The following is a 22,342-nucleotide window of genomic DNA, read 5'->3' on the forward strand; positions in this document are numbered from 1 at the left end:
CCTCGGTGTTTTTACTTAACCAATAGCATGTAATACGAACATGGCTAAGAATAAGCATGTAATGATATACATAGACGGTGCGACTTCTTTACGCTTTCCAAGAGCAACTTTTAAAATAGGATAAGCAATAAATCCGAACGCAATGCCATCAGCGATACTATATGTGAGCGGAATCATGACGATAATTAAAAACGCTGGAAATCCTTCTGAAAAATCGTTCAGAGGAATTTGTTGAATGCTTGTAATCATCAGGCCGCCAATAATAATTAAGATTGGTGCAATGGCACTATCAGGAATTAATTTGACAAACGGAAGTGCAAACAGTGATGCAAAGAATAACAGCCCTGTAACGATAGACGTCAGACCTGTCTTTCCGCCTGCAGTAATACCTGCGGCACTCTCTACTGTTGATACGGTAGGGCTTGTGCCAAATAGACCACATGTCATTGCTGAAATTGCATTGGCTTGGTAAGCACGTGGGAATTTACGGTCATCTTCTAATAAACCGTGCAGAAGTCCCATGTTCTCAAAAATAAGCACCATGCTTAAAGAGAATGTTGCAATCCAAAACGGTAAGGAAGAGAGTTTGCCAAATGACATAGCTCCAAACACATCGCCGTAATTAGCGAATGAGAATGAACTATTTCCAACTTGACTTGTATCAACAAGACCAAATAGCCATGCGATACCAGTTCCTATTGCAATCGTCCATAAAAAATTTCCACGTACGTTACGAATAAATAATACGAGTGCAACGATAAGAGTAAGCACGGTCGCAAGAACGACAGGGTTACTTAATTTCCCCATTGCAACAGCAGTATTTGGATTCGAAACGACTAAACCACCTTTTTGCAATCCGATAAACGCTAAAAACAATCCGATACCGACAGTAATAGCTTCCTTTAATGACTTTGGAATCGATACGGAAAGCACGCGAGCGATTGGTGTAAACGCAGCAATTGCAAAAATAATACCAGAGATGAAGACAGCTGCTAATGCTTCCTGCCAAGTTAATCCGAGCGTATGCACAGCAGTGTACGTGAAGAATGCATTTACACCCATACCAGGGACAAGAATAGCAGGTGCATTTGCCCAAAATGCCATGAGCAGACATCCAACAAATGAACTGAAAACAGTTGCTAAAATTCCAGCTTCAAGAGGAATGCCAGCATCGGATAAAATGGATGCATTTACAATCATAATGTATACGATTGTGAAAAATGACGTAACTCCAGCTAAAACTTCTTGTTTTGGTGATGTTTCGTGTAAACCTAATTTAAATGTTCTTTCAAGTATTCCTTTCATGTTAAACCTTCTTTTTCATATCCCTCTCCCACCCGTGATATCTCTTTTGTAAGAGCTCACCGTCCTTTATTATATCAGAACATCATGTTTTTACAACAAGGAAAATGATAACGTTTACTTATAAATGGAATTATTTATAAATACGTAAAAATCGCCCGTATTGTAGAAATGATCTCTAATTCTCCCGATTGAATGGGAGGAGCTGCTTGTGCATGTAAAGTAGCATAGGACGTCACTTCCCGTGGCAATTGGGCAGATTCTTCAACGAATGAGAGTGGAACAGGATTAATATTTAAATTGTATGTACTCGCAATAGCACGAGCTTTTTCTACCGCTTGTTGCAGAGCTTGAATGAGAGCTTGCTCATAATATTTATTTGGGTGAGATATTCGAAAACGTAATCCTTTTGCTACGTTTGCTCCATTTGAAACGGCTATATCATATACTTCCCCTGCTTTTTGTACATTTAAAACGGTAATTTCATACAAATGTTCCACACGGTATCCTTGTAGTAACGCTTTATCATTTACATACTCGTATTGAGGAGTAATCGTATAAGAAATCGTTTCTATATCTTTATCAGCAATACCAAGCTGTTTAAGTGCATCCAGCAATTGTTTTGATTGCACTGCATTTTCTTCTTGTGCTTGTTTCACATTTTTACTATCAGTTCGAATGCCAATTGTTAGTATAACGACATTTGGTTTTGCTTTGACAATACCTTCACCTTGTACAGTAATAGTCGCTTCTTTACCAGTATTAGCTGTGCGTACGTTGTGTAAATAAGGATTCATTCCACCCTGCATTTTCCATCACCATCCTTTTTATATGTATATGTGTGAACAAAAAAGAAATTTATATGAAAAAAGTTACATAAATGAGAATGTTGAGGGAAGAAAGCATATACAACATAGGTATTTATAGATTATAATATGTGTAAATATGATAAAAAAGGGACGAGGCTAGTGAACGAAAAAAGAGAAACATTGATTTTAGAGTTATCCGGATCATTTCGGAAGATGATACGTTTATTACAAAATGATATTAATACACGTTTTGCAGAACATATGCCATATAATGAATTTTCTGTATTACGCGCGTTATTTTTAAACAGTCCACAGATGGCTTCGCAAATTGCGAGTGAAGTAAACGTAACCTCCAGTCATATTACAGCTGTTACTGATCGTCTCGTACGAAAAGGGTTTGTAGAAAGAAAGCGTTCAAATTCAGACCGTCGTATCGTGTACTTAGAAATTACAGAACACGGAAGAGAAGTAACTGAAAAACTTGAAGCTGTGCGTAAAGAATATTATAAAGAGAGATTTAAAGGTTGGAGCGACCAAGAAATAGAAATGGTGTTAGAGCTATTTGGCCGCGTATTATAATAAATGAGGATAGGAAGCAAAAGCTTTCCTATCCTTTTTCTTTTGAATAAAAACATTTTGAAACTCCAATACTTTAATTAAAAAGAATCGGAGTGAAAAATTATGAAACGTATTTGTACGCTTTTCATTATGATTGGAAGTTTTTTCTGCTTTCATCAATTCGTAGATGCAGCAACGCCTCTTCAAGTCGTTCAGAAAGAATTACAACACATTTCAAATAAGCAACCTGTTTTATACTCAAAACTATGGATTCGCTCAATGCAGAATGCTATTTTATTTCATCACAGTGATAACATTCGGCATGAAGATACGATAAGCAATGTAACAAAGTCTTCTCTTGTAAAAGTAAAACAACTGCCACTTCAGAAAGCATCACAGTACATCCCGAGATTATCACAATATATTTCTAAGTTTGAGGCTGAGAATGTGCAAGTGTATTATGTTGCAGCACGTTATGAAGTGAAAAAAGAAAATCCGTATCAATTAAATGGAATGAATTATTTTATGCAAGTGTTTATTCAACAAGGGGGAGAATGGAGAATTGCTGAAAGTATAGTTGCTCCAACAGATCAAATCGTAGCAAATGGTGACGGGTTTGGAACGAAGCAAGAAAAAGAATATGGGAAAAGAAGAGAGAATGTGAAATAACCTCCTCGATAAGAGGAGGCTATTTCATTTGAAATTCCAAGAGACTTTCCATTTTAATATTTTAGGTAGGAAGAAATACGTAATGAAACTAATCACGAAAAATCCGATGTAAAAGCTGGACAATGAATGCGCGCGACTCAGCATTAAACCTCCAACGCTCCCACCAAAGAAAATCGCACAAGCCAAAACTACTTTTTGTAGTTTTGGATATAATAAGTAGTTACCATTTCTCTCATTGACTGAACGGGCATATAAATATATACCGAGTGGTAATAAAATAATGATATTTGCAATAGGTCCAATCAATGTTTTGACCGGTGGAATCTTTGTAAAGTTTGGTTCGTTATGACGTACTCCATTTTGATCAGTATAAGCGCTTTGTGGATCATAATTAAAGTGAATATTAAAATCTTCTGCTGGACTAGAAATACGTATGCTTTCCATCACATCATGTATAAGGCCGTTGTCCTCATGAAATTCAGTGTTTGAGTGAACAGCAATGACTCCTGAGATAAGTGATGGAAGTAAAGCTGGGAAGATTAATATAGCTGTAGTGAGAAACCCTTGCGATATAATATTCCCTGTAATTGTACCTACACATAAGGTAAGTGTATAAATAGCGATTAATACAATTAACATGTATATAAAATAACTATGAAAGGGAGAGAATACTTGATATTTATTATGAAAAGTTAACTTTTTCATAATAGCAAATAGTCCCCAGTTTAAAACGACAACAGCGGTGATATTACAGATTCCAAATAACCATTTTGTTATATAGATGTGTGAACGTTTAAAAGGCATAGACCATAATAAGTCACTAGCGTTATTTTGTCTTTCCCATCCAATTAACGTACAAGCTAGAACGATAAGTACACTACCTAACAGCATGATAGAATCTAGAAGTGTTAAATTAAAGGTGTAATGATATATATAGTTCCACTTTTTATTGTCATTTAGAAATTGTTGCTCTTGAATAGAAGTCATATAGTATTGATATGACAAAGTATAGAAGCTGACGAGCCAAAATAACCATACAACATATTTACTTTGTTGATATGTTCTTAGCCACAGTGCTTTTTGAAACATAGGATCTCTCCTTTAAAAAACTTTATAATTTGTTAGGCGTGATAATATAACATAAGTAATGATTCCCGTTAGAAACAAACCGATATAGTAACTAGGTAAGAAGTTAAAATGGTTTATTTTATAGCCGCCTAGTAATGCAAAGTAAATGGTTGAGCCCCATATCCATATTCGTAAACGCTTTTGGAACATAAATATCATCTGAGTGTTTTCATTTGGCGATCGTGTATATAAATATGTTCCAAGTAGTAAGTAAACTATTGTATAAAAAATTGGGACTAACATTGATTTGGCTGAATAATATATATGAGATGCTGGATCTCTTAAAGCAGTTGGATTGTTCTCGATCTCACGGGATTCCGGATTATAGTAATAATTGATAGAAAAATGACTAATTGGTGCAGCTGTATTTGTTTTTTGATTGATTTCATAAAGTTGTCGATATAAGTTTTCATTTTTAATATTTGCAGCGTATAAATGATTTGTTGTAAAAGTGTATAGTAATGTAATAAATGTAACCCCTGCTAGTAACCACGAAATACAAAAAACAATCTGCGAAACAATGCTTCCAGTAAAAGTACCGATACATAAAGCAGCTGTATAGACTGCGACATAAGAAACAATTGCATAAAGAAAGTATCGGTGGAATGGATTAAATGATTGATAATCAAAATGAATGGTTGTTCTATAAATAACATACATAAGAATCCAATTTATAAGTAACGAGACCAAAATAAAAAATGAACCGAAAGCCCATTTAGATAAGAAAACATCTTTTCTTTTAAACGGCATTGTCATAAGTAGTGTATTAGATTGGTTGCTACGTTCCCATCCTATCAATAAGCAGGCTAAAGCTATGATAAGAACAGTTAACCAAAAACTATTGCCTTCTCCTGAAGAAAAGGTATAAAAATAATAATAGTGTTTTCCCTTTTCTTGTAATTCGTAATACGTATCAAGTTGTTGCTGAGCACTTCTAAAGTAGCCAAAAGGTAACAAGTAAAGCGAACTAAAGAAGAATAGTAACACAGCATATTTCCCGCGCTTCCAATTCCACATCCATAACGCCTTATGAAACATACCCATCCTCCTCCAGTGTTGTAACGAAGACATCTTCAAGTGACATTGTTAATTCTTCAATGAGTATAGGTTGTTCTTTATAAAACTTCTCCAGTGTTGTAGCCACATTTCCCTCGATTAAGATTGTATACACTTTTCCTGTTTGATTTAATATTTTAATATTGCTTAAGTTTTCTAGTTTTTGAGGTAATGAACGTTCGTAAGCAACTTGTATTTTAGCAAATCGTGATTTTGCATCGTCTAGTGATGTAATAGAAGATATAGTATGGCCTTTTAATATAATGATTGTATCTGCAATTTGTTCTACTTCATCTAAATGATGAGTTGAGACGAAAATCGTAATCTCTTTTTCTGCCACTTCTCCTACGAGAAACTGTAAAATTTGCCTTTTCACGATAGGGTCAAGTCCGTTTGTCGGTTCGTCTAGAATGATATATTCTGCTTTTGTAGAAATAGCTAAAATGATGGCAAGCAGTGCTTTCATTCCTTTTGAATAACTACGAATTCGTTTGTTTGGTAAGTTAAAACGTTCTAACAGTTCATAGAAATATACTTCATCAAACGCGGTATAAACGGTTTTATAAAACTTTACAATTTCTTTTACTGTATATCCGTTCAATATGTTAGTAGAATCCGGAACATATACGATTTTTTGTTTTGTTTCAGGATTCTTATGAATGTCAGTATCCTCATATGTAACAGATCCTTCATCAGGGTCTAAAATACCGACCAACGTTCGTAATAAAGTTGTTTTCCCCGCACCGTTTCTTCCGAGTAATCCGATGATACTTCCTCTCTGTAATGTGAAAGAAACATCTTCTAAAATCGTTTGACTATCAATCGTTTTCTTCAAGCTTGTCACTTTCAGCATCTGCATTTCCTCCAATCTCTTTGTAGTATGAATCTATCCAATCATGAATTTTATCTTTCGTAACACCAAGATAAGAGGCTTCTAATAGTAATTGATGAAATTGCTTTTCAACCATAGCGATTTTCCTTTCGTCTAATGTTGGGGTAATCGATTGGGATACAAATGTTCCTTTTCCTCGTAATGTTTCAATAATCCCTTGTCGCTCTAACTCTTGGTACGCTTTACTCACTGTATTTGGATTAATAACGAGTAAAGAAGCGAGTTCACGTACAGAAGGAAGTTTATCACTTGGAGCTAACATGTTTTTCAATACGAGTTCTTTTATATTTTGAACAATTTGTTCCCATATCGGAGTGTTGCTTCTTGGATCAAGTTGAATATGCAAGAGCAATGTCTCCTTCCTGACATGTATTAAGTGTACTAATGTGTGTAGTACACTTAATAAGATATAGGTGATGAATGTGTTTGTCAACTGAAAATGTTAGAAAAATATGGTATTAAAAAATAATAAATTGGAAAAAATAGGTTTGATATAGAATGGAGGGTTGGTCATGAAGCGAGTTTTTGGAATACTTGTTTGTTTCATGTTATTGCTTTCGGGTACTTCAGTTAGTTTCGCACAATCTGAGAAAACGAAGCAGGATAAAACAGAAGAAACAACGCCGAAGTTAGCAGAACAAGCGTCGTCAGCAATTGTAATTGAACAAGATACAGGTAAAGTTTTGTTTGATAAAAATCCAAATGAGAAATTACCGCCTGCTAGTATGACGAAGATTATGACAATGCTATTAATTATGGAACAAGTTGAAAAAGGAAAATTAAAACTGACCGATAAAGTTAGAGCGAGTGAGCATGCAGCTTCAATGGGTGGATCACAAATCTTTTTAGAGCCTGGAGAAGAGATGACTGTAAATGAAATGCTAAAGGGTATTGCAATTGCATCTGGAAATGATGCGTCTGTTGCAGTAGCGGAGCATATCGCTGGTTCAGAAGAAGGTTTTGTAAATATGATGAACAAAAAAGCGAAAGATTTAGGGCTAAAAAATACTCATTTTCAAAATCCAACAGGTCTTCCGGCTAAAGACCATTATTCTACAGCAAATGATATGGCTATCATGGCGAAAGAATTGATGAAGTACCCACTTATTCGCAAATACACAGGTAAATACGAAGACTATTTACGTGAAGATACGGATAAGAAGTTTTGGCTCGTTAATACGAATAAGTTAGTACGTTTTTATCCTGGAGTAGATGGTGTAAAAACGGGCTTTACGACAGAAGCAAAATATTGTTTAACAGCATCGGCTGAGAAGAATGGGATGCGTGTTATTTCAGTTGTTATGGGAGCACCTACATCAAAAGAACGGAACAATCAAGTAACGAAGCTTCTTGACTACGCATTTGGTCAATATATGACAAAAAAATTGTATACACGAGGCGAAAAAATTAAAACTGTCCAAGTAGGAAAAGGGAAAAAAGAAAAAGTAGATTTAGTTGCGTCAGACAATGTATCTCTTCTTATGAAGAAGGGCGAAAATATGGACAAGGTAAAGCAAGAAGTAATTGCTGAAAAGAAAGTGAAAGCGCCGATTAAAAAAGGTGATGCACTTGGTACGCTTGTTATTAAAAAAGATAAAGATGTTTTATTAAAACAAACAATTGTAGCAAAAGAAGATGTTGCTGCAGCGAGCTGGTGGGAGTTATTTAAAAGAAGTTTTGGGATGTTTTCAACATCAAAATAGCGGCAAATATTTTGCCGCTTTTCTATTCGTATGTAAGTAAATAATTGCTGAATGGTTTCACTTTATGGCGAAATAGTTCTTCTTTTGTCAGTAGGAAGGATTCTTATGTTGTATCACGAAAATCTTTATGTATGTAAATTAGTAAAGTTTGAGCATAAGGAGGAAATCGTGTGAGTCTTTCCATGCAATTAGAAGTAAAACGTGACGTCCTATGTGTGAGACTAGCGGGTGAATTAGATCATCATACTGCTGAAGAGTTGCGAACGAAAGTAACAGATATGATTGAGACACATGGTGTTCATCATATTGTTTTGAGCCTAGAGAACTTATCGTTTATGGATAGTTCTGGTTTAGGTGTTATATTAGGCCGATATAAGCATGTAAAGGGATTAGGTGGAGAAATGGTTGTTTGTGCAATTTCACCTCCTGTTAAACGTTTATTTGAAATGTCGGGCTTATTTAAAATTGTTCGTCTAGAAGAAAGTGAAGCGCATGCGCTCGCGACGTTGGGGGTGGCATAAATGAGAAATGAAATGAACCTTCAATTTTCGGCATTAAGTCAAAATGAATCGTTTGCTCGCGTTACAGTAGCTGCTTTCATTGCACAACTGGACCCAACGATGGAAGAACTTACGGAGATTAAAACAGTTGTGTCAGAAGCAGTTACAAATGCAATTATTCATGGGTACGAAGGAAATGCAGAAGGTGTTGTTTATATTTCTGTAATTTTGGAAGAAGCAATGGTGAAACTCACGATTCGAGATGAAGGGATTGGCATCTTTAATTTAGATGAAGCGAGACAACCCCTTTTTACAACTAAACCTGAATTAGAGCGTTCCGGAATGGGATTTACTATCATGGAAAATTTTATGGATGAAGTAGAAGTTATTTCAAACGAATCTTTCGGGACAACAATCCATTTGACAAAATACTTATCAAATAGTAACGCTCTATGCAATTAAGGAGAATAGCCTATGGACATAGAGGTCAAAAATGAGAAGAAGAAACCTCAGTTAAAGGACCACGAGCTAAAAGCGTTAATTCAAAAAAGTCAAGATGGAGATCAACAAGCGAGAGATACAATCGTTCAAAGTAATATGCGTCTCGTATGGTCGGTTGTACAGCGTTTTCTTAACCGCGGATACGAACCAGACGATTTATTTCAAATTGGATGTATTGGGCTCTTAAAATCGGTAGATAAATTTGATTTATCTTTCGACGTGAAATTTTCAACATATGCAGTTCCAATGATTATTGGCGAAATACAGCGATTTTTACGTGATGATGGATCAGTGAAAGTAAGTAGGTCTTTAAAGGAAACAGGAAACAAAATTCGAAAGATGAGAGACGAGCTTTCGAAAGAATTTGGAAGGGCTCCAACGATTAATGAAGTAGCTGAAGCGTTAGAACTAACGCCAGAGGAAGTGGTTCTGGCGCAAGAAGCGAGTCGTGCTCCTTCATCCATACATGAAACGGTGTATGAAAACGACGGAGATCCAATTACTATTTTAGATCAAATTGCAGATCAATCTGAAACGAAATGGTTTGATAAAATTGCTTTAAAAGAAGCAATTAGAGAATTAGATGAGCGAGAACGTTTAATTGTATATTTACGCTACTATAAAGATCAAACGCAATCAGAAGTAGCGGAACGAATAGGTATTTCTCAAGTGCAAGTTTCAAGACTTGAAAAGAAAATATTAAAACAGATGAAAGATCGAATAGATGAATAGTTATCTATTCGATCTTTTTTTATGAATGTAATAGGAGGGGATTATAAACTTTCGTAAAAATTAACAGAATTTATTGATAATTTAGTAAATTTAAAATATAATCCAATTATGAACTTGTCACAAAGGGGGAAGGAAGTATGGAAACGAGGCAACAATGGGGAACGAGGGCTGGATTTATTTTCGCAGCGGTCGGCTCTGCCGTTGGATTAGGAAACATATGGCGTTTTCCTTATACAGCGTATGAAAATGGAGGAGGCGCATTCTTTTTACCGTACTTATTCGCATTATTAACGACTGGTATTTCATTGTTAGCATTCGAATTTGCTCTTGGGCACCGTCACCGTGGTTCAGCACCACTTACGTTCTTCCGTATTCATCCGCGTGCTGAATTTATCGGTTGGTGGCAAATGTGTGTAACATTTATCGTTTCAACATATTATGCAGTAATTATTGCTTGGTCTATTTCGTATACGTATTTTGCAATTACTGGCGCATGGGGGAAAGACACGGAATCATTTTTATTTAAAGAGTATTTGCATGTTGCAGATAAGCCTGGACAGTTTGGAGGGCTCGTACCGGAAGTATTAATTCCACTAGCTCTCGTTTGGATTATTGTGCTTGGTGTTGCATTTAAAGGAGTTAAAAAAGGAATCGAAGTTGTTAACCGTATTTTCATCCCTTTACTAGTTGTTATGTTCCTTATTATCGTAGTTCGTGCAGTGACAATGGAAGGTGCGATGCAAGGATTAGATGCATTCTTTAAACCAGATTGGAGTCGCATTTTTGATGGGAAAGTATGGCTTGCTGCTTACGGTCAAATCTTCTTTAGTTTATCTTTAGCATTTGGAATTATGATTACGTATTCTAGTTATTTACCGAAAAACTCAGATACAACAAATAATGCCTTTATTACTGGATTTGCAAACTCAGGATTTGAATTATTAGCAGGGATTGGGGTCTTTGCGGCTCTTGGATTTATGGCAAACAATATGGGAGTACCGGTTGATAAAGTAGCAAGTGCGGGTGTAGGGCTTGCGTTCGTAGTATTCCCGCAAATTATTAATGAATTACCGATGTCACCGTTATTTGGTGTATTATTTTTCTTATCATTAACGGTTGCTGGAATTACGTCCCTCATTTCGCTTGCGGAAGTATGTTTTGCTGCTGTATCTGAAAAGTTCAGCTTAAGTCGCCAAAAAACAATTGGAATTATGGGGACGCTTCTCGTACTAGTTTCTCTAGTTTTTGCAACACGAGGCGGGCTTATGTTCCTAGATGTTGTCGATTATTTCGCTAATAACTTTGGATTAATCACAATTGCACTAGTGGAAGTAGTTACGATAGGGCTCATTTTACGCCGTTTACCAGTTTATCAAAATCACGCAAACTTCGTATCTGATATTAAGTTAGGGACGTTTTGGAGAGTGAGTTTACTCGTTATTACTCCGCTTATGTTAGGGTATATGTTAATTGATGGTACAATCCAAAATATTAAAAAGAACTATGGAGGTTACCCAACGGAGTTTGTCGTAACATATGGTTGGTCAATTGCAGCAGCGTTCCTTATCGTTGCGCTAATTATTAGTCTGAAAAAATGGAATGCACAAATACATTCGGATTCTGCTAAGCTTGAAAAAGAATGGAAAGATCGAGGTGTTTCATAATGAGTGGATCAGCGATTATGATGATGGTTATTGGAATAGTAGTCATTTGGGGAGGGCTCGCATTAAGTATTGCAAATTTATTTAAGAAAAAGGCATAAGCAAAAAAACATCTGTACCGAAATGGTACAGATGTTTTTTTGTGAAAAAATTGTATTAGAAAAAAATTGAATAACCATACTACAACTACGAGGAAGAGTGAAGAGGTGAATGGAATTGGAACAAACAATTTATATTAAAATGCGTAATCGATTAAAAGTTTCTCCTACGTATGAAGTAAAGCTTGGTGATGTTGCTCAACTTGCCGGAGATGCTGTAGTAGTTGAGTCGTTACAGGATGAGGTAATTTATAAAATTACAGCGCGTGATAAAACGCATGTTGTCATTGATGTTATGAAAATAATTGAGATTATTAGGCAAAAAGCCGCTCATATACAAATTAATTTACTTGGTTCTGGACAAACTCTTGTTGAAATTATATATGAAAAAAAGAAAGTACATCCGATTTTTTTCGGACTTGTATGGTTGTTACTTTTCATTGGAGCGGCTCTTGCCATCATATATTTCCATGAAGATGTAAGCATGCAACAAGTGCATCAACGGTTATACTACATGATTACGGGAGAATTTAAGGCGCAACCACTTTTATTTCAAATTCCTTATTCATTAGGTCTTGGGTTAGGTATGGTCTTATTTTTTAATCATGTATTTCAAAAGCGAATTAATGAAGAACCGAGTCCGTTAGAAGTGGAAATGTTCCAATACCAGCAGTCACTTGACCAATATGTAATTGTTCATGAAAACAAGGATAATATGAAACAACTTACCGATGATTGAGTCTGGATTCGTTATTTTAATTGCTTTAGCAGGAGGAATTGCTGTAGGTAGCGGATATGTTGCATTTTTAGCTGTACTTGGTATAATCCCCCGTCTAGCTCAATTAACGAGAAGTGGAAAGCACATTCAATATTTTGAATGGGCAGTTATTGCAGGTACGTTAACAGGAGCTTGGTGTAGTTTGAAAAACATTACATTTCAAACGTCGCAATATTGGCTTGTTGTATTAGGAATATTTTGTGGCACATTCATTGGAATGCTCGCTGCGGCATTAACAGAAGTGTTAAATGTTTTACCTATTTTAGCGAAACGAGTAGGGGTAGAGGGGAAGATTGTTGTTTTACTCATTGCTCTTGTACTTGGAAAAGTAATAGGCTCGTTGTTTCACTGGATTTATTTCGTAAAGTAGGAGGCAATATATAAATGACAGGGCGAAAACTAAAGGATGATTACGTAAATAAAGTGAAGGAATACCATCCGAAACCAAATTATTTTATAAATTGTGTTAAGGCATTTTTTGTAGGTGGACTCATTTGTACAATCGGAGAAGTATTGATGAAATTTTATATACATTATTTTCATTTCAGTGAACAAGAGGCAGGGAATCCAACAGTTGCAACTCTTGTACTATTATCGGCGATTTTAACAGGTTGTGGTGTATATGATAAAATCGGTCAATTTGCTGGAGCAGGGTCGGCCGTACCTGTTACGGGATTTGCGAATTCTATGGCGAGTGCTGCGCTAGAGCATAAGAGTGAAGGAATTGTGCTTGGCGTTGCTACAAACATGTTTAAGCTAGCGGGAAGTGTTATCGTTTTTGGGGTCGTTGGCGCATACATTATTGGTTTAATAAGATATACTTTTAAAATTTTTATGTCTTAAAGGAGGGGCTAGTATGAGGTTGACAGGAAAACAAACGTGGGTATTTCAAAATGATATTTATGTGAATGCAACCGGTACTGCCGTCGGTCCAAAAGAAGCTGAAGGCCCTCTTGGAAAGGAATTTGATATTTCATATGATGATTTACATTGCGGAGAGAGAAATTGGGAGCTTGCTGAACGAAGGTTAATGTCAGATTCTATTCAACAAGTCATGCAAAAAGCAAATGTAGAAACATCACAAATTGATTTCTTTTTAGCGGGTGATTTATTAAATCAAACAGTAACAGCAAATTACGTTGCGCGTAAGTGGGGAATTCCTTTTTTAGGGATGTTTAGTGCTTGTGCGACTTCGATGGAGACGTTAGCAGTTGGCTCGGCCTTTATAGACGGCGGATTCGCAAACCGTGTTTTAGCGACAGTAAGCAGTCATAATGCAACAGCTGAAAGACAGTTTCGTTATCCAACAGAGTATGGGGGACAAAAACCAGGAACAGCCAATTCCACTGTTACAGGTGCGGGATCCATATTAATTAGTAAAGAAAAAAGCGCCATTAAAATTACAGCGGCTACGATTGGGAAAGTGCAAGATTTAGGAATTGCGAATCCGCTAGATATGGGATCGGCGATGGCACCTGCTGCGGCTCATACAATTCAGCAACATTTTGAGGATTTGAAGAGAAGTGCCAATGATTACGATTTGATTGTTACCGGTGATTTATCAGCTATTGGGACACCAATCGCGAAACAACTGTTACTGGAAGAAGGTTATGATATTGGGCATATATATAACGATTGCGGATTAATGATTTATGATTCCGGTCAAGAAGAAGTATTTGCTGGTGGTAGTGGTTGTGCTTGTTCAGCTGTTGTCACATATGGTCATTTATTAAGCGAGATGCAAAAAGGGAATTTACAACGAATTTTTGTCGTTGCCACTGGTGCTTTATTAAGCCCGATGATGATGCAGCAGAAAGAAACAATTCCAACAATTGCACATGGTGTCGTATTTGAGAGAGTGAAGGGAGAGTGAATTGTGGATTATATTTATGCATTTCTTGTAGGAGGCGCTATTTGTGTAGTTGGACAAGTATTGTTAGATTTCGCAAAGTTAACACCAGCCCATTTAATGGCTACCTTTGTAGTTATAGGAGCAGTTTTAGATGGATTCGGATTGTACGATAAGCTTATAAAGTTTGCTGGTGCTGGTGCGACAGTTCCTATTACAAGTTTTGGACATTCCCTATTACACGGGGCCATGCATGCGGCAGAAAAACACGGATATATAGGGATTGGTATGGGTATGTTTAGTTTAACGTCTGCAGGTATTTCTGCAGCAATATTATTTTCATTTTTTGTAGCACTTATATGTAAACCGAAAGGATAAATCAAATGAGACGAAGGGTTGTTTTGGTTACAGATGGAGATGAATATGCAAAGCGAACAATTGAGCTTTTAACGAAGGAATTTGGGGGAAGGTGTATTTCAGCATCACAAAGTAATCCAACCAAATTGACAGGGAAGAAAGTTGTTGAGCTTATTATGCAAACGCCATATGACCCTGTATTTGTCATGTTTGATGACAGTGGATTTATTGGAGAAGGATCTGGTGAAAAAGCTTTAAAATATGTAGCCACGCATAAACAAATTGATGTACTTGGGATTTTGGCAGTAGCGTCTAATACACACCATTGGGAATGGGCACGTGTAGATGTAAGTGTAGATCGGAACGGGAATTTAACGGAATACGGTGTTGATAAATTTGGACTTCCAGATGGTGAAATTGGCAGAATTAGCGGAGATACAATTTATTGTTTAGATGATTTGAATGTTCCCGTCATTGTTGGCGTTGGTGATATTGGTAAGATGTGTGGAAACGATGAATGGGAGAGAGGCTCACCAATTACGAAAAAAGCAATTCAGTTAATTTTGGAAAGGAGTGGATTTTATGACGAAGCCTAAAAAAATAGATATCCCTATTTCAACTTTCATAAGTGACAATGAAAATTATTTAAAACAAACGGCTGGATTAGGCGTTACATTTGATGTTGGGATTCGTAAATTTCAAATTTTGAATAAAGAAATTGCAGTGTTATTTGTAAATGGACTTTGTGATACAAATTATATTATTCCTATTTTAGAAGAAGCTGTGGATACGAATGAAATAAGGGATGTTGAAGAAGATACTGTAAAGCTTTTAGAGAATCGTTTAATTCATCAGCAAGTAAGTAAAGTGAAAACGATGGATGAAGTAATGGTTCAAGCGTTATCAGGACTTATTGTTATATTTGTGGAGGGCGAAACAGAAGCGTTCGCGATAGATGTTCGTAGCTATCCAGGACGAACACCGACAGAGCCAGATACCGAAAAAGTAGTACGCGGTGCGAGGGATGGATTTGTTGAAAATATCGTTGTAAATACAGCGTTAATTCGTAGAAGAATTCGAGATCCACGTCTTCGAAATGAAATTATTCGAGTAGGGGATAGATCGCAAACGGATATTTGTATTACATATGTACAAGATGTTGCAAATCCAGATTTAGTAAAGATTATAAAACAAGAATTAAATAACATCGATGTCGATGGCATTACGATGGCGGATAAAACAGTGGAAGAATTTGTTGTAAAGCAAAGCTATAATCCATTCCCGCTTATTCGATATACAGAAAGACCGGATGTAGCAGCAAATCATTTATTAGAAGGACATGTTCTAGTACTAGTTGATACATCACCAAGTGCTATGATTACGCCAACAACATATTTTCATCATTTACAGCATGCAGAAGAGTTTAGACAAAATCCAGCTGTCGGAACATTTTTACGTTGGGTACGCTTTTTAGGTGTCTTATTCTCCTTGTTTTTACTACCGTTTTGGTTAGTGTTTGTATTTGATCCAACTCTTTTACCAGAAAATCTTGCTTTTATTGGACCGACTAAGATGACACATTTACCCATTCTATTACAGGTAATAATGGCAGAAGTAGGACTTGAATTTTTAAGGATGGCAGCCATTCATACTCCAACGCCGTTATCGTCTGCAGCAGGATTAATTTCTGCCATATTAATTGGTCAAATAGCAATTGATGTAGGTTTGTTTGTACCAGAAGTTATTTTGTATGTAGCAGTTTCTATGATCGGGGCATATGCAACACCGAGTTATGAATTGGGACTCGGAAATAAGGTTGGAAAATTGTTTGTTATTATTTTGACAGGCCTCTTCCATGAGATGGGATTTGTAATTGGTATGACGATATTGATTTTATTTTTAACGTCTATAAAAAGTTTGCAAACACCTTACCTATGGCCATTTTTACCATTTGATTGGGGCGCATTAACAAAAATTTTACTCCGTCCGACGATGTCTAGTTTAAAAGTACGACCAAGTATTGTAAGACCTCAAAATGTAAAAAGACAAAAATAAACGGGATTATACACCCGTTTATTTTTTTAGCAAAAATTTATTGTTTTTTAACAAAAATCAAACATTTTTTGTGTACACTTAGAGTAGATATTGTGTATGGAAGGGGAAGAGGACATGATTAAATTATTTGTAAGTGATTTAGATGACACGCTCGTTTACAATGTGAATGATATGCAAAAAGAAGATGAACGTGCAATTTGTTGGTTAGCTGAAAAAGGGACAAATATTTGTTTTGCCTCGGGCCGCTTTACTCATCGAATTGATGAAGTCGTAAATAGGTTTGCATTCCCGTACTACACAACTAGTTTAAATGGAGCGACGATGTTACTACCAGATGGGAAAATATTTCATGAATCAAGTTTTGAAGATGGGGTTGCCCAGGAAATATATCGATATATCCATAAAAAGGGACTAGCAGATATTGTTTGTGCAAATGAGCAACGGTATACAAAAAGAAAGAATGAACATCATCATACTTTTGAAACGTATATGGGTGTGCATATTGCTGAGATAGAAGCTTTGGAAGAGGAATTTGGTAAAACTGTACACCCTGCGAAATTGTTTGTTTTTGGGGAAGAAGAGACAATTGAAGCGTTAGATCAAGAATTACGATATACATTTCAGAGCGAAGCGGAAGTTTTCATGTCTGGTAAACGCTATGTTGACATTATGCCAAGGGGAGTAAGTAAAGGAAGTGCTTTAAGGAGACTAATGGAACATTTGCAAATTGAAGCAAATGAGGTTGCATGCATTGGAGATTCTTTCAATGATATTTCCATGTTTGAAGTAACCCCGCATTCATTCACTTTGCATCATGCTCACCCATATGTGAAGGAGAAGGCAAATCATATAGTTCGTTCGGTCGAAGAAGCTATTATGAAATTGCCATTACTTGCATAAGAAAGAAGCTCGTCAGTGACGAGCTTCTTTTTACTTGAATAACGATTTAACAAAATCAATGATACTTGAGAAGAAATCTTTAACTTTATCTAGGAAACTTTGCCCTTCTTCAGATCCTAAAAAGGCAGAAACGTGTTCTTTTGCTTTATTTAACTGACTGCCAACTTGATTCCAATCGATGTTAAGGTTTTTCATTTTATCGAATAGCGCAACTAAGTTATCTAACTGTTCATCCGTTAATGTAATACCAAGTTGATCCGCGATTTTTTTAATTAATGAACGTAAATCTTCAGTCGTTTGTGGTTGCTCTTTCGCAATTTCTTCTTTAATTTTTGCAACAAGTTGTACTGCTTTTTCTTCACCAATTTTATCGCCGAGCTGGGATGTTTGCACCATTTCTTCATTGGCTACTTTTTTTACTTCCTCAGGAATTGCTTTGTTTGATGTTGTTTCATAGGCTTTCATTAAACCAGTTAAAGCAGCAGTTCCAGAAACTTTAAATGGGGCAGTAATTTGGATTTCTGCATCTTTCACACCCGCTGTAATAAGGGCGTTTGTGTACATTGCATCTGTTATTGAATTAATGTTTTTTGAACGTACAATGAGACCAGAACCTGGCTTTGTGTATGTGATCATAGAAGAGGAAATTGCTCTCGTACCAATTTGTGCTTTTGGAACAATCCCTTCTAGAAATTTATGTTCTTCCGCATTAGACACAGTAATGATTGTAGCATCTTTTGGTGCTTTCATTTCTTTTAACAGATCTTGTTTTTGTTGTTCAGACAAGTTTTCTCCTAGTGTAACAATTGATTCTCCTTCGATGATGTCTGCAAACGAAGCTGTTGGCATCATAAATACTGCTACAGCTAATAGCAGAGCTAGTAATTTCGTTTTCACGAAAAATCGCTCCCTTTCTCTTTCTAAAATTTTCGGGCAACACAGTTATTATAGTATATATTTCTTATTTGTCACCTAGCTTTTTCCACATTTCAAAAAAGAAGTATGTAGATTGTCGGATTCTTTTTGTTTCTAGTCATGAATGTGGTAATATAGTGCTGAGATAGTTGAAAGGAGACATATACGTATGAAAACTTTAGGATACATATTAATGGAAAATGGTGAAAAAATCGATTTAGAATTTTTCCCAGAAGAGGCACCAAAAACTGTAGAAAACTTTAAAAAACTAGCAGAGCAAGGATTTTATGATGGTGTGACATTCCACCGCGTTATTCCTGGCTTCGTAAGCCAAGGTGGAGATCCAACAGGAACAGGTGCAGGTGGCCCAGGTTACTCTATCCCATGTGAAACTGATGGAAATCCTCATAGACACCTTGTAGGATCACTTTCTATGGCTCATGCTGGCCGTAACACAGGCGGTAGCCAATTCTTTATCGTTCATGAGCCGCAGCCACACTTAGATGGTGTACATACTGTATTTGGTAAAGCAACAAGCGGTATTGAAACGGTATTAAACATGCGTCAAGGTGATGTAATGAAAGAAGTTAAAGTTTGGGAAGAATAATTTAATGAGAAAAGAGAGCTATTGCTCTCTTTTTTATTTTTAATAGGAATGGGTATTGCGTTTACGGTACATGATACAAGTAGTAATGTGATTGTAGTGAGAATATGTCGCTTATGAGAACAAAATTTTAACAAATTACATAGAATACATTAAATTACATGTTTCAATAAAGATTTTTTATTACATGAATTTGCTAGAATTCATCTGCTCTAATGTGATGAATAGTGAAGTGATCATGAGCGGTGGATGCTTTTTTTTACTTTCATATAACAGCGTTTCTTCTTGTATTTACTTAGAAAAAATAGTAATGAAACGTATATTTGACTTTCTTCTTTTCACTTTGTATGATTATCAAGTTGTTTTAAGCTCTTCTCACTCTGTTGAAAATATTGTAAAATGAATGTGATATGGAAAGAGTGATTGAGGGGATTTAATAGTTTGTAACTTTTGTAAGAAGGGATAAGGGTTATGTTAATTCGTTTTAAAAAAAGTTATGAAAAGATTGCAATGGGGCTTCTTTCATTTATGCCAACTGAAAAAGATGTGAAAACATTACAATTGACTATGAAAGATTATGAAGCAAAGGATGATTGGCAATTGTATTTGTGGAAACAAAACGAAGATTTTGTTGGAATAATGGGGATTGTAAAAAAAGAGAATCAAGTTTTGGAAATTCAGCATTTGAGTGTGAACCCATCTCACCGTCATATGGGTATTGGGACGAAGATGGTTCAAGAGTTAAAGAGTAAATTTCTTGAATTTACAATTTGCGGAAATGAGCAAACAGCAAGTTTTTGCAAAAAGTGTACAGGGCTTGAACAAAATATACATTCGTGAAAGCAGAGATAAGTAGTTTATTATCTCTGCTTTCTTTTTTGTAATTGTTCGTTTCGTTCAGCGATGACTTCTGTTCGATCACGTAATGTGTGTTTATGTACTATATATTCATTAGAAATAGCATTCACGTCTTTCCAAGGAAGGTTTTGTTTCTCACATAATTCTATGCACTGCTTTTCTAATGCTATATCCGATAATGGTAAAAATAATGGTGTAAAACCTTCTTTTTTCTGGATAGATTGCAATTTATCTTTGAGTAAGAATAGAAGCTGTGCCTCATTTATTCCTAAACGAAGTAAATGTGCGCTGTTTTTTTCTAAAATTGTTATGGCGCTTTTCATCATTTTCTCTGCGCCATTCCAGTTAGAGCGTCTGTGATGGTATAAAGAAACTGCAATTTGAATGAGGCCGACTAAATAATTATCACGATTCCCTCTTGGTTTTGTTTTCCAATATTCTTCCAGTATTTCGTGACATTCAAAATAATCATAATCTCCGTGAAAATGAATTAAAAACTGTATGTATTCGGTAGGATACATTTTCTTCGCTCCTATCTAACGTTTATAAATATAAGTTTATCATAGAAGTATGAACAATAAACGACTAGGGAATTTCTCCCTAGTCGTTATTGTTCATATTAGCAGAAGCAAGCTGCTCCTACAATAATTAGTAAAATAAACAACACAACAAGTAATGCGAACCCACCGCTAAAACCGCAATCAACGTGACCCATAGTTTTTTGACCTCCTACATTGTTCTTACTACACTGTTATCATATGAAGTGGTGGGCATGATGACATAGGCATCGGTCTATTTTTAATTAAATTTCTTAAAAAGGTTGGATAGAACATGAGTATGCTCTATACTTATGTTGTTATAGAAAAAATGTGGTGGGATGCTTTGTGCAGTATAATTTTAAAGTAGAGGCTTTTGAAGGGCCTTTAGATTTATTGTTACATTTAATACATCGTTATGAAATTGACATATATAATATCCCTGTAGCGGAAATTACAGAGCAATATTTATCTTATGTTCATACGATGAAAGAACTACAATTAGATGTTGCAAGTGAGTATTTAGTAATGGCTGCAACGTTATTACAAATTAAAAGTAAAATGTTGTTGCCGAAACATGAAGAAGATGTACTTGATAACGGTGATGACTTTATAGATGATCCTCGTCAAGAATTGATGGAGAGGTTAATTGAATATAAGAAATATAAGCAAGTTGCTACTGAGCTAAAAGAAAGAGAACAAGAAAGAGCACAGCTATATACACGTCCGCCAATTGATTTTACATCGTTGCAACAAGAAGAAGAGACAAACTTGCCTCTTGATGTTACGTTATATGATATGCTAGCGGCATTTCAAAAATTAATGCGCCGTAAAAAAGCAAAGAAACCTGTGACAACACGTATTACTCGTCAAGAAATACCAATTGAACAGCGCATGACGGATATTTTGAAGCAGTTAGAAATACAAGGTGGTCGTCAAAGTTTTTATGATTTATTTGTTGATGATGAACGGGAAATAATGGTTGTAACATTTTTAGCGGTTCTTGAGCTTATGAAAAATCAACAAATCATAATTGAACAAGAACATAATTTTGATGAAATTTTCGTATCAAGCTATACTAAATCTGCATAGAGTTAGTATAGAAAATGGGATAGAAATAGTATATCTCATGCTAGGTTTGAATGTATCGTTTGGAACAAGAGAAAAAATATTGAACCGAACGCATTGATTGTGATTCGGTTTTTTGATGTGTATTTTTATGGAGAAAATAGGAGGAAGGAGTTCGTAAAATGGATAGAACAGAACAAAAATCAATTATTGAAGGGCTTTTATTTGTTTCTGGTGATGAAGGGATTTATCCTGAACAAATAGCAAAAGTCCTTGAAATTGAAGGAAACGAAGTAATCGATATTTTAGAAGAAATGCAAAAAGAATGTGAAGGTGCACACCGCGGTTTGCAAATTGTACAGTATGCAAAAGTATATCGTTTTGCTACAAAGAAAGAACATGCGTCTTACTATCAAAAACTAATAGAGATCCCAACAGCTGCTTCACTCTCTCAGGCTGCTCTAGAAACGTTAGCGATTGTTGCATATCGCCAACCGATTACAAGAACTGAAATGGAAGAGATTAGAGGAGTAAAAACTGATAAGGCGTTACAAACGTTAGTATCACACTTACTTATAAAAGAAATGGGAAGAGCAGAAGGACCTGGGCGTCCTATTTTATATGGAACGACGAAAGAATTTTTGGACACGTTTGGATTAAAAACATTAGATGATTTACCTCCGCTTTCTGAAGAAAACGAACAAATGAATGAAGCGGATTTATTCTTCGGTTCTTTACAAGAGATATCGAAATAAAAGCTTAGCATTTTGCTAAGCTTTTTTTGTATATCAATTATATACCGTGCCATACTAA

30 protein-coding genes are annotated in these 22,342 nt (G+C 35.8%); 21 read left to right on the forward strand and 9 right to left on the reverse strand.

Going from position 1 to position 22,342, the window contains the following annotated elements; all coding sequences use genetic code 11:
- Positions 1-15: 15 nt before the first annotated feature.
- Both AC0L0O_RS04125 and AC0L0O_RS04130 read right to left on the reverse strand, forming a co-directional pair.
- Complete coding sequence (locus tag AC0L0O_RS04125; protein ID WP_000676251.1) at positions 16-1,305, reverse strand: NCS2 family permease; 1,290 nt, start codon at positions 1,303-1,305, stop codon at positions 16-18.
- A gap of 134 nt (positions 1,306-1,439) precedes the next feature.
- Complete coding sequence (locus AC0L0O_RS04130; protein ID WP_001161435.1) at positions 1,440-2,111, reverse strand: SIMPL domain-containing protein; 672 nt, start codon at positions 2,109-2,111, stop codon at positions 1,440-1,442.
- A 159-nt stretch (positions 2,112-2,270) separates the two neighbouring features.
- On the opposite strand from AC0L0O_RS04130, the gene AC0L0O_RS04135 reads away from it, so the two are divergent.
- Both AC0L0O_RS04135 and AC0L0O_RS04140 read left to right on the forward strand, forming a co-directional pair.
- Positions 2,271-2,690 carry a MarR family winged helix-turn-helix transcriptional regulator gene (locus AC0L0O_RS04135; protein WP_001003313.1) on the forward strand — a complete coding sequence of 140 codons (420 nt, stop codon included), beginning with the start codon at positions 2,271-2,273 and terminating at the stop codon, positions 2,688-2,690.
- A gap of 102 nt (positions 2,691-2,792) precedes the next feature.
- Positions 2,793-3,338 carry a hypothetical protein gene (locus tag AC0L0O_RS04140; protein WP_000820921.1) on the forward strand — a complete coding sequence of 182 codons (546 nt, stop codon included), beginning with the start codon at positions 2,793-2,795 and terminating at the stop codon, positions 3,336-3,338.
- A gap of 24 nt (positions 3,339-3,362) precedes the next feature.
- Here the strand turns inward: AC0L0O_RS04140 and AC0L0O_RS04145 are convergent, their stop codons facing one another.
- The 4 genes from AC0L0O_RS04145 to AC0L0O_RS04160 are packed head-to-tail and all read right to left on the reverse strand — an operon-like array spanning position 3,363 to position 6,760.
- Positions 3,363-4,427, reverse strand: coding sequence for an ABC transporter permease subunit (locus AC0L0O_RS04145; RefSeq protein ID WP_000486547.1), 1,065 nt, complete (start codon positions 4,425-4,427; stop codon positions 3,363-3,365).
- A 12-nt stretch (positions 4,428-4,439) separates the two neighbouring features.
- Complete coding sequence (locus AC0L0O_RS04150) at positions 4,440-5,504, reverse strand: ABC transporter permease (protein WP_000468534.1); 1,065 nt, start codon at positions 5,502-5,504, stop codon at positions 4,440-4,442.
- On the reverse strand, positions 5,494-6,375 hold the full coding sequence (locus AC0L0O_RS04155) for an ABC transporter ATP-binding protein (protein ID WP_000922162.1): 882 nt from the start codon (positions 6,373-6,375) through the stop codon (positions 5,494-5,496). The genes AC0L0O_RS04150 and AC0L0O_RS04155 overlap by 11 nt, the downstream gene beginning before the upstream one ends.
- Positions 6,341-6,760 (reverse strand): GntR family transcriptional regulator, encoded by a 420-nt coding sequence (locus AC0L0O_RS04160; protein ID WP_000548032.1) that lies wholly within the window; start codon positions 6,758-6,760, stop codon positions 6,341-6,343. Before AC0L0O_RS04160 ends, AC0L0O_RS04155 begins: the two co-directional genes overlap by 35 nt.
- Before the next feature lie 166 nt (positions 6,761-6,926).
- On the opposite strand from AC0L0O_RS04160, the gene dacF reads away from it, so the two are divergent.
- The 14 genes from dacF (at position 6,927) to AC0L0O_RS04230 (ending at position 17,548) form a co-directional block, all read left to right on the forward strand.
- Positions 6,927-8,117: a serine-type D-Ala-D-Ala carboxypeptidase DacF gene (dacF, locus tag AC0L0O_RS04165; RefSeq protein WP_000831985.1), complete on the forward strand. Its 1,191-nt coding sequence runs from the start codon at positions 6,927-6,929 to the stop codon at positions 8,115-8,117.
- 170 nt (positions 8,118-8,287) lie between these two features.
- Complete coding sequence (gene spoIIAA, locus AC0L0O_RS04170; RefSeq protein WP_000059133.1) at positions 8,288-8,638, forward strand: anti-sigma F factor antagonist; 351 nt, start codon at positions 8,288-8,290, stop codon at positions 8,636-8,638.
- Complete coding sequence (spoIIAB, locus tag AC0L0O_RS04175) at positions 8,639-9,079, forward strand: anti-sigma F factor (RefSeq protein ID WP_001243400.1); 441 nt, start codon at positions 8,639-8,641, stop codon at positions 9,077-9,079.
- Between the two features lie 12 nt (positions 9,080-9,091).
- Entirely contained in the window at positions 9,092-9,850 is a 759-nt protein-coding gene (gene sigF, locus AC0L0O_RS04180; RefSeq protein WP_000350729.1) for an RNA polymerase sporulation sigma factor SigF, read from the forward strand.
- 137 nt (positions 9,851-9,987) lie between these two features.
- The gene (locus tag AC0L0O_RS04185; protein ID WP_000450066.1) at positions 9,988-11,514 is read left to right on the forward strand and encodes a sodium-dependent transporter; all 1,527 of its coding nucleotides are present in this window, start codon (positions 9,988-9,990) and stop codon (positions 11,512-11,514) included.
- Entirely contained in the window at positions 11,514-11,612 is a 99-nt protein-coding gene (locus AC0L0O_RS04190; RefSeq protein WP_000016826.1) for a methionine/alanine import family NSS transporter small subunit, read from the forward strand. The genes AC0L0O_RS04185 and AC0L0O_RS04190 overlap by 1 nt, the downstream gene beginning before the upstream one ends.
- 109 nt (positions 11,613-11,721) lie before the next feature.
- Positions 11,722-12,348 (forward strand): stage V sporulation protein SpoVAA, encoded by a 627-nt coding sequence (gene spoVAA / locus AC0L0O_RS04195; RefSeq protein ID WP_000418259.1) that lies wholly within the window; start codon positions 11,722-11,724, stop codon positions 12,346-12,348.
- Positions 12,341-12,757 (forward strand): stage V sporulation protein SpoVAB, encoded by a 417-nt coding sequence (gene spoVAB, locus AC0L0O_RS04200; RefSeq protein ID WP_000572933.1) that lies wholly within the window; start codon positions 12,341-12,343, stop codon positions 12,755-12,757. Before spoVAA ends, spoVAB begins: the two co-directional genes overlap by 8 nt.
- 14 nt (positions 12,758-12,771) lie before the next feature.
- The gene (spoVAC, locus tag AC0L0O_RS04205) at positions 12,772-13,230 is read left to right on the forward strand and encodes a stage V sporulation protein AC (protein WP_000147736.1); all 459 of its coding nucleotides are present in this window, start codon (positions 12,772-12,774) and stop codon (positions 13,228-13,230) included.
- Positions 13,231-13,243: 13 nt separating this feature from the next.
- Entirely contained in the window at positions 13,244-14,260 is a 1,017-nt protein-coding gene (gene spoVAD, locus AC0L0O_RS04210) for a stage V sporulation protein AD (RefSeq protein WP_001241156.1), read from the forward strand.
- Positions 14,261-14,263: 3 nt separating this feature from the next.
- A complete protein-coding gene (gene spoVAE / locus AC0L0O_RS04215; RefSeq protein WP_000384637.1) occupies positions 14,264-14,614 on the forward strand; it encodes a stage V sporulation protein AE in 351 nt (116 codons plus the stop codon).
- A 5-nt stretch (positions 14,615-14,619) separates the two neighbouring features.
- Entirely contained in the window at positions 14,620-15,189 is a 570-nt protein-coding gene (gene spoVAEA / locus AC0L0O_RS04220) for a stage V sporulation protein SpoVABEA (RefSeq protein WP_001254415.1), read from the forward strand.
- Positions 15,176-16,648, forward strand: coding sequence for a spore germination protein SpoVAF (gene spoVAF / locus AC0L0O_RS04225; protein ID WP_000165584.1), 1,473 nt, complete (start codon positions 15,176-15,178; stop codon positions 16,646-16,648). Before spoVAEA ends, spoVAF begins: the two co-directional genes overlap by 14 nt.
- Before the next feature lie 96 nt (positions 16,649-16,744).
- Positions 16,745-17,548, forward strand: coding sequence for a Cof-type HAD-IIB family hydrolase (locus tag AC0L0O_RS04230; protein WP_001989656.1), 804 nt, complete (start codon positions 16,745-16,747; stop codon positions 17,546-17,548).
- Positions 17,549-17,578: 30 nt separating this feature from the next.
- On the opposite strand, the gene AC0L0O_RS04235 is transcribed toward AC0L0O_RS04230, so the two are convergent.
- Positions 17,579-18,445 carry a DUF1002 domain-containing protein gene (locus AC0L0O_RS04235; RefSeq protein WP_000850504.1) on the reverse strand — a complete coding sequence of 289 codons (867 nt, stop codon included), beginning with the start codon at positions 18,443-18,445 and terminating at the stop codon, positions 17,579-17,581.
- Positions 18,446-18,632: 187 nt separating this feature from the next.
- Here AC0L0O_RS04235 and AC0L0O_RS04240 point away from each other — a divergent pair, with 187 nt between their 5' ends.
- The 3 genes from AC0L0O_RS04240 (at position 18,633) to ribT (ending at position 19,907) form a co-directional block, all read left to right on the forward strand.
- Complete coding sequence (locus tag AC0L0O_RS04240; protein WP_000853783.1) at positions 18,633-19,070, forward strand: peptidylprolyl isomerase; 438 nt, start codon at positions 18,633-18,635, stop codon at positions 19,068-19,070.
- 217 nt (positions 19,071-19,287) lie between these two features.
- Positions 19,288-19,470, forward strand: a complete 183-nt coding sequence (locus tag AC0L0O_RS04245; RefSeq protein WP_003289317.1) for a hypothetical protein — start codon at positions 19,288-19,290, stop codon at positions 19,468-19,470.
- 68 nt (positions 19,471-19,538) lie between these two features.
- Positions 19,539-19,907 (forward strand): GNAT family N-acetyltransferase RibT, encoded by a 369-nt coding sequence (gene ribT, locus AC0L0O_RS04250; protein ID WP_000908398.1) that lies wholly within the window; start codon positions 19,539-19,541, stop codon positions 19,905-19,907.
- A gap of 20 nt (positions 19,908-19,927) precedes the next feature.
- Here the strand turns inward: ribT and AC0L0O_RS04255 are convergent, their stop codons facing one another.
- Positions 19,928-20,446 (reverse strand): DUF309 domain-containing protein, encoded by a 519-nt coding sequence (locus tag AC0L0O_RS04255; RefSeq protein WP_000283602.1) that lies wholly within the window; start codon positions 20,444-20,446, stop codon positions 19,928-19,930.
- A 98-nt stretch (positions 20,447-20,544) separates the two neighbouring features.
- On the reverse strand, positions 20,545-20,640 hold the full coding sequence (locus tag AC0L0O_RS04260; RefSeq protein WP_000510194.1) for a YjcZ family sporulation protein: 96 nt from the start codon (positions 20,638-20,640) through the stop codon (positions 20,545-20,547).
- Positions 20,641-20,809: 169 nt separating this feature from the next.
- Between AC0L0O_RS04260 and scpA the strand changes: the two genes are divergently transcribed.
- Both scpA and scpB read left to right on the forward strand, forming a co-directional pair.
- Positions 20,810-21,553 (forward strand): segregation/condensation protein A, encoded by a 744-nt coding sequence (gene scpA, locus AC0L0O_RS04265; protein ID WP_001199758.1) that lies wholly within the window; start codon positions 20,810-20,812, stop codon positions 21,551-21,553.
- A 158-nt stretch (positions 21,554-21,711) separates the two neighbouring features.
- A complete protein-coding gene (gene scpB / locus AC0L0O_RS04270; RefSeq protein WP_000376225.1) occupies positions 21,712-22,284 on the forward strand; it encodes a segregation/condensation protein ScpB in 573 nt (190 codons plus the stop codon).
- Positions 22,285-22,342 lie beyond the last annotated feature (58 nt).

Source organism: Bacillus sp. GS3m_15504, assembly GCF_055825275.1.

Bases quoted from the DNA above. Each gene is read 5' to 3' on its own strand.
- AC0L0O_RS04230 (WP_001989656.1), top strand. From the start codon at position 16,745: ATGGAAGGGGAAGAGGACATGATTAAATTATTTGTAAGTGATTTAGAT.
- AC0L0O_RS04255 (WP_000283602.1), bottom strand. From the start codon at position 20,446: ATGTATCCTACCGAATACATACAGTTTTTAATTCATTTTCACGGAGAT.
- dacF (WP_000831985.1), top strand. From the start codon at position 6,927: ATGAAGCGAGTTTTTGGAATACTTGTTTGTTTCATGTTATTGCTTTCG.
- spoVAA (WP_000418259.1), top strand. From the start codon at position 11,722: ATGGAATTGGAACAAACAATTTATATTAAAATGCGTAATCGATTAAAA.
- AC0L0O_RS04190 (WP_000016826.1), top strand. From the start codon at position 11,514: ATGAGTGGATCAGCGATTATGATGATGGTTATTGGAATAGTAGTCATT.
- spoVAB (WP_000572933.1), top strand. From the start codon at position 12,341: ATGATTGAGTCTGGATTCGTTATTTTAATTGCTTTAGCAGGAGGAATT.
- spoVAC (WP_000147736.1), top strand. From the start codon at position 12,772: ATGACAGGGCGAAAACTAAAGGATGATTACGTAAATAAAGTGAAGGAA.
- AC0L0O_RS04155 (WP_000922162.1), bottom strand. From the start codon at position 6,375: ATGCTGAAAGTGACAAGCTTGAAGAAAACGATTGATAGTCAAACGATT.
- AC0L0O_RS04240 (WP_000853783.1), top strand. From the start codon at position 18,633: ATGAAAACTTTAGGATACATATTAATGGAAAATGGTGAAAAAATCGAT.
- sigF (WP_000350729.1), top strand. From the start codon at position 9,092: ATGGACATAGAGGTCAAAAATGAGAAGAAGAAACCTCAGTTAAAGGAC.
- ribT (WP_000908398.1), top strand. From the start codon at position 19,539: ATGTTAATTCGTTTTAAAAAAAGTTATGAAAAGATTGCAATGGGGCTT.
- AC0L0O_RS04150 (WP_000468534.1), bottom strand. From the start codon at position 5,504: ATGTTTCATAAGGCGTTATGGATGTGGAATTGGAAGCGCGGGAAATAT.
- spoVAF (WP_000165584.1), top strand. From the start codon at position 15,176: ATGACGAAGCCTAAAAAAATAGATATCCCTATTTCAACTTTCATAAGT.
- scpB (WP_000376225.1), top strand. From the start codon at position 21,712: ATGGATAGAACAGAACAAAAATCAATTATTGAAGGGCTTTTATTTGTT.
- spoVAD (WP_001241156.1), top strand. From the start codon at position 13,244: ATGAGGTTGACAGGAAAACAAACGTGGGTATTTCAAAATGATATTTAT.
- AC0L0O_RS04245 (WP_003289317.1), top strand. From the start codon at position 19,288: ATGAATAGTGAAGTGATCATGAGCGGTGGATGCTTTTTTTTACTTTCA.
- AC0L0O_RS04130 (WP_001161435.1), bottom strand. From the start codon at position 2,111: ATGCAGGGTGGAATGAATCCTTATTTACACAACGTACGCACAGCTAAT.
- AC0L0O_RS04145 (WP_000486547.1), bottom strand. From the start codon at position 4,427: ATGTTTCAAAAAGCACTGTGGCTAAGAACATATCAACAAAGTAAATAT.
- spoIIAB (WP_001243400.1), top strand. From the start codon at position 8,639: ATGAGAAATGAAATGAACCTTCAATTTTCGGCATTAAGTCAAAATGAA.
- spoVAEA (WP_001254415.1), top strand. From the start codon at position 14,620: ATGAGACGAAGGGTTGTTTTGGTTACAGATGGAGATGAATATGCAAAG.
- AC0L0O_RS04125 (WP_000676251.1), bottom strand. From the start codon at position 1,305: ATGAAAGGAATACTTGAAAGAACATTTAAATTAGGTTTACACGAAACA.
- AC0L0O_RS04260 (WP_000510194.1), bottom strand. From the start codon at position 20,640: ATGGGTCACGTTGATTGCGGTTTTAGCGGTGGGTTCGCATTACTTGTT.
- AC0L0O_RS04140 (WP_000820921.1), top strand. From the start codon at position 2,793: ATGAAACGTATTTGTACGCTTTTCATTATGATTGGAAGTTTTTTCTGC.
- AC0L0O_RS04185 (WP_000450066.1), top strand. From the start codon at position 9,988: ATGGAAACGAGGCAACAATGGGGAACGAGGGCTGGATTTATTTTCGCA.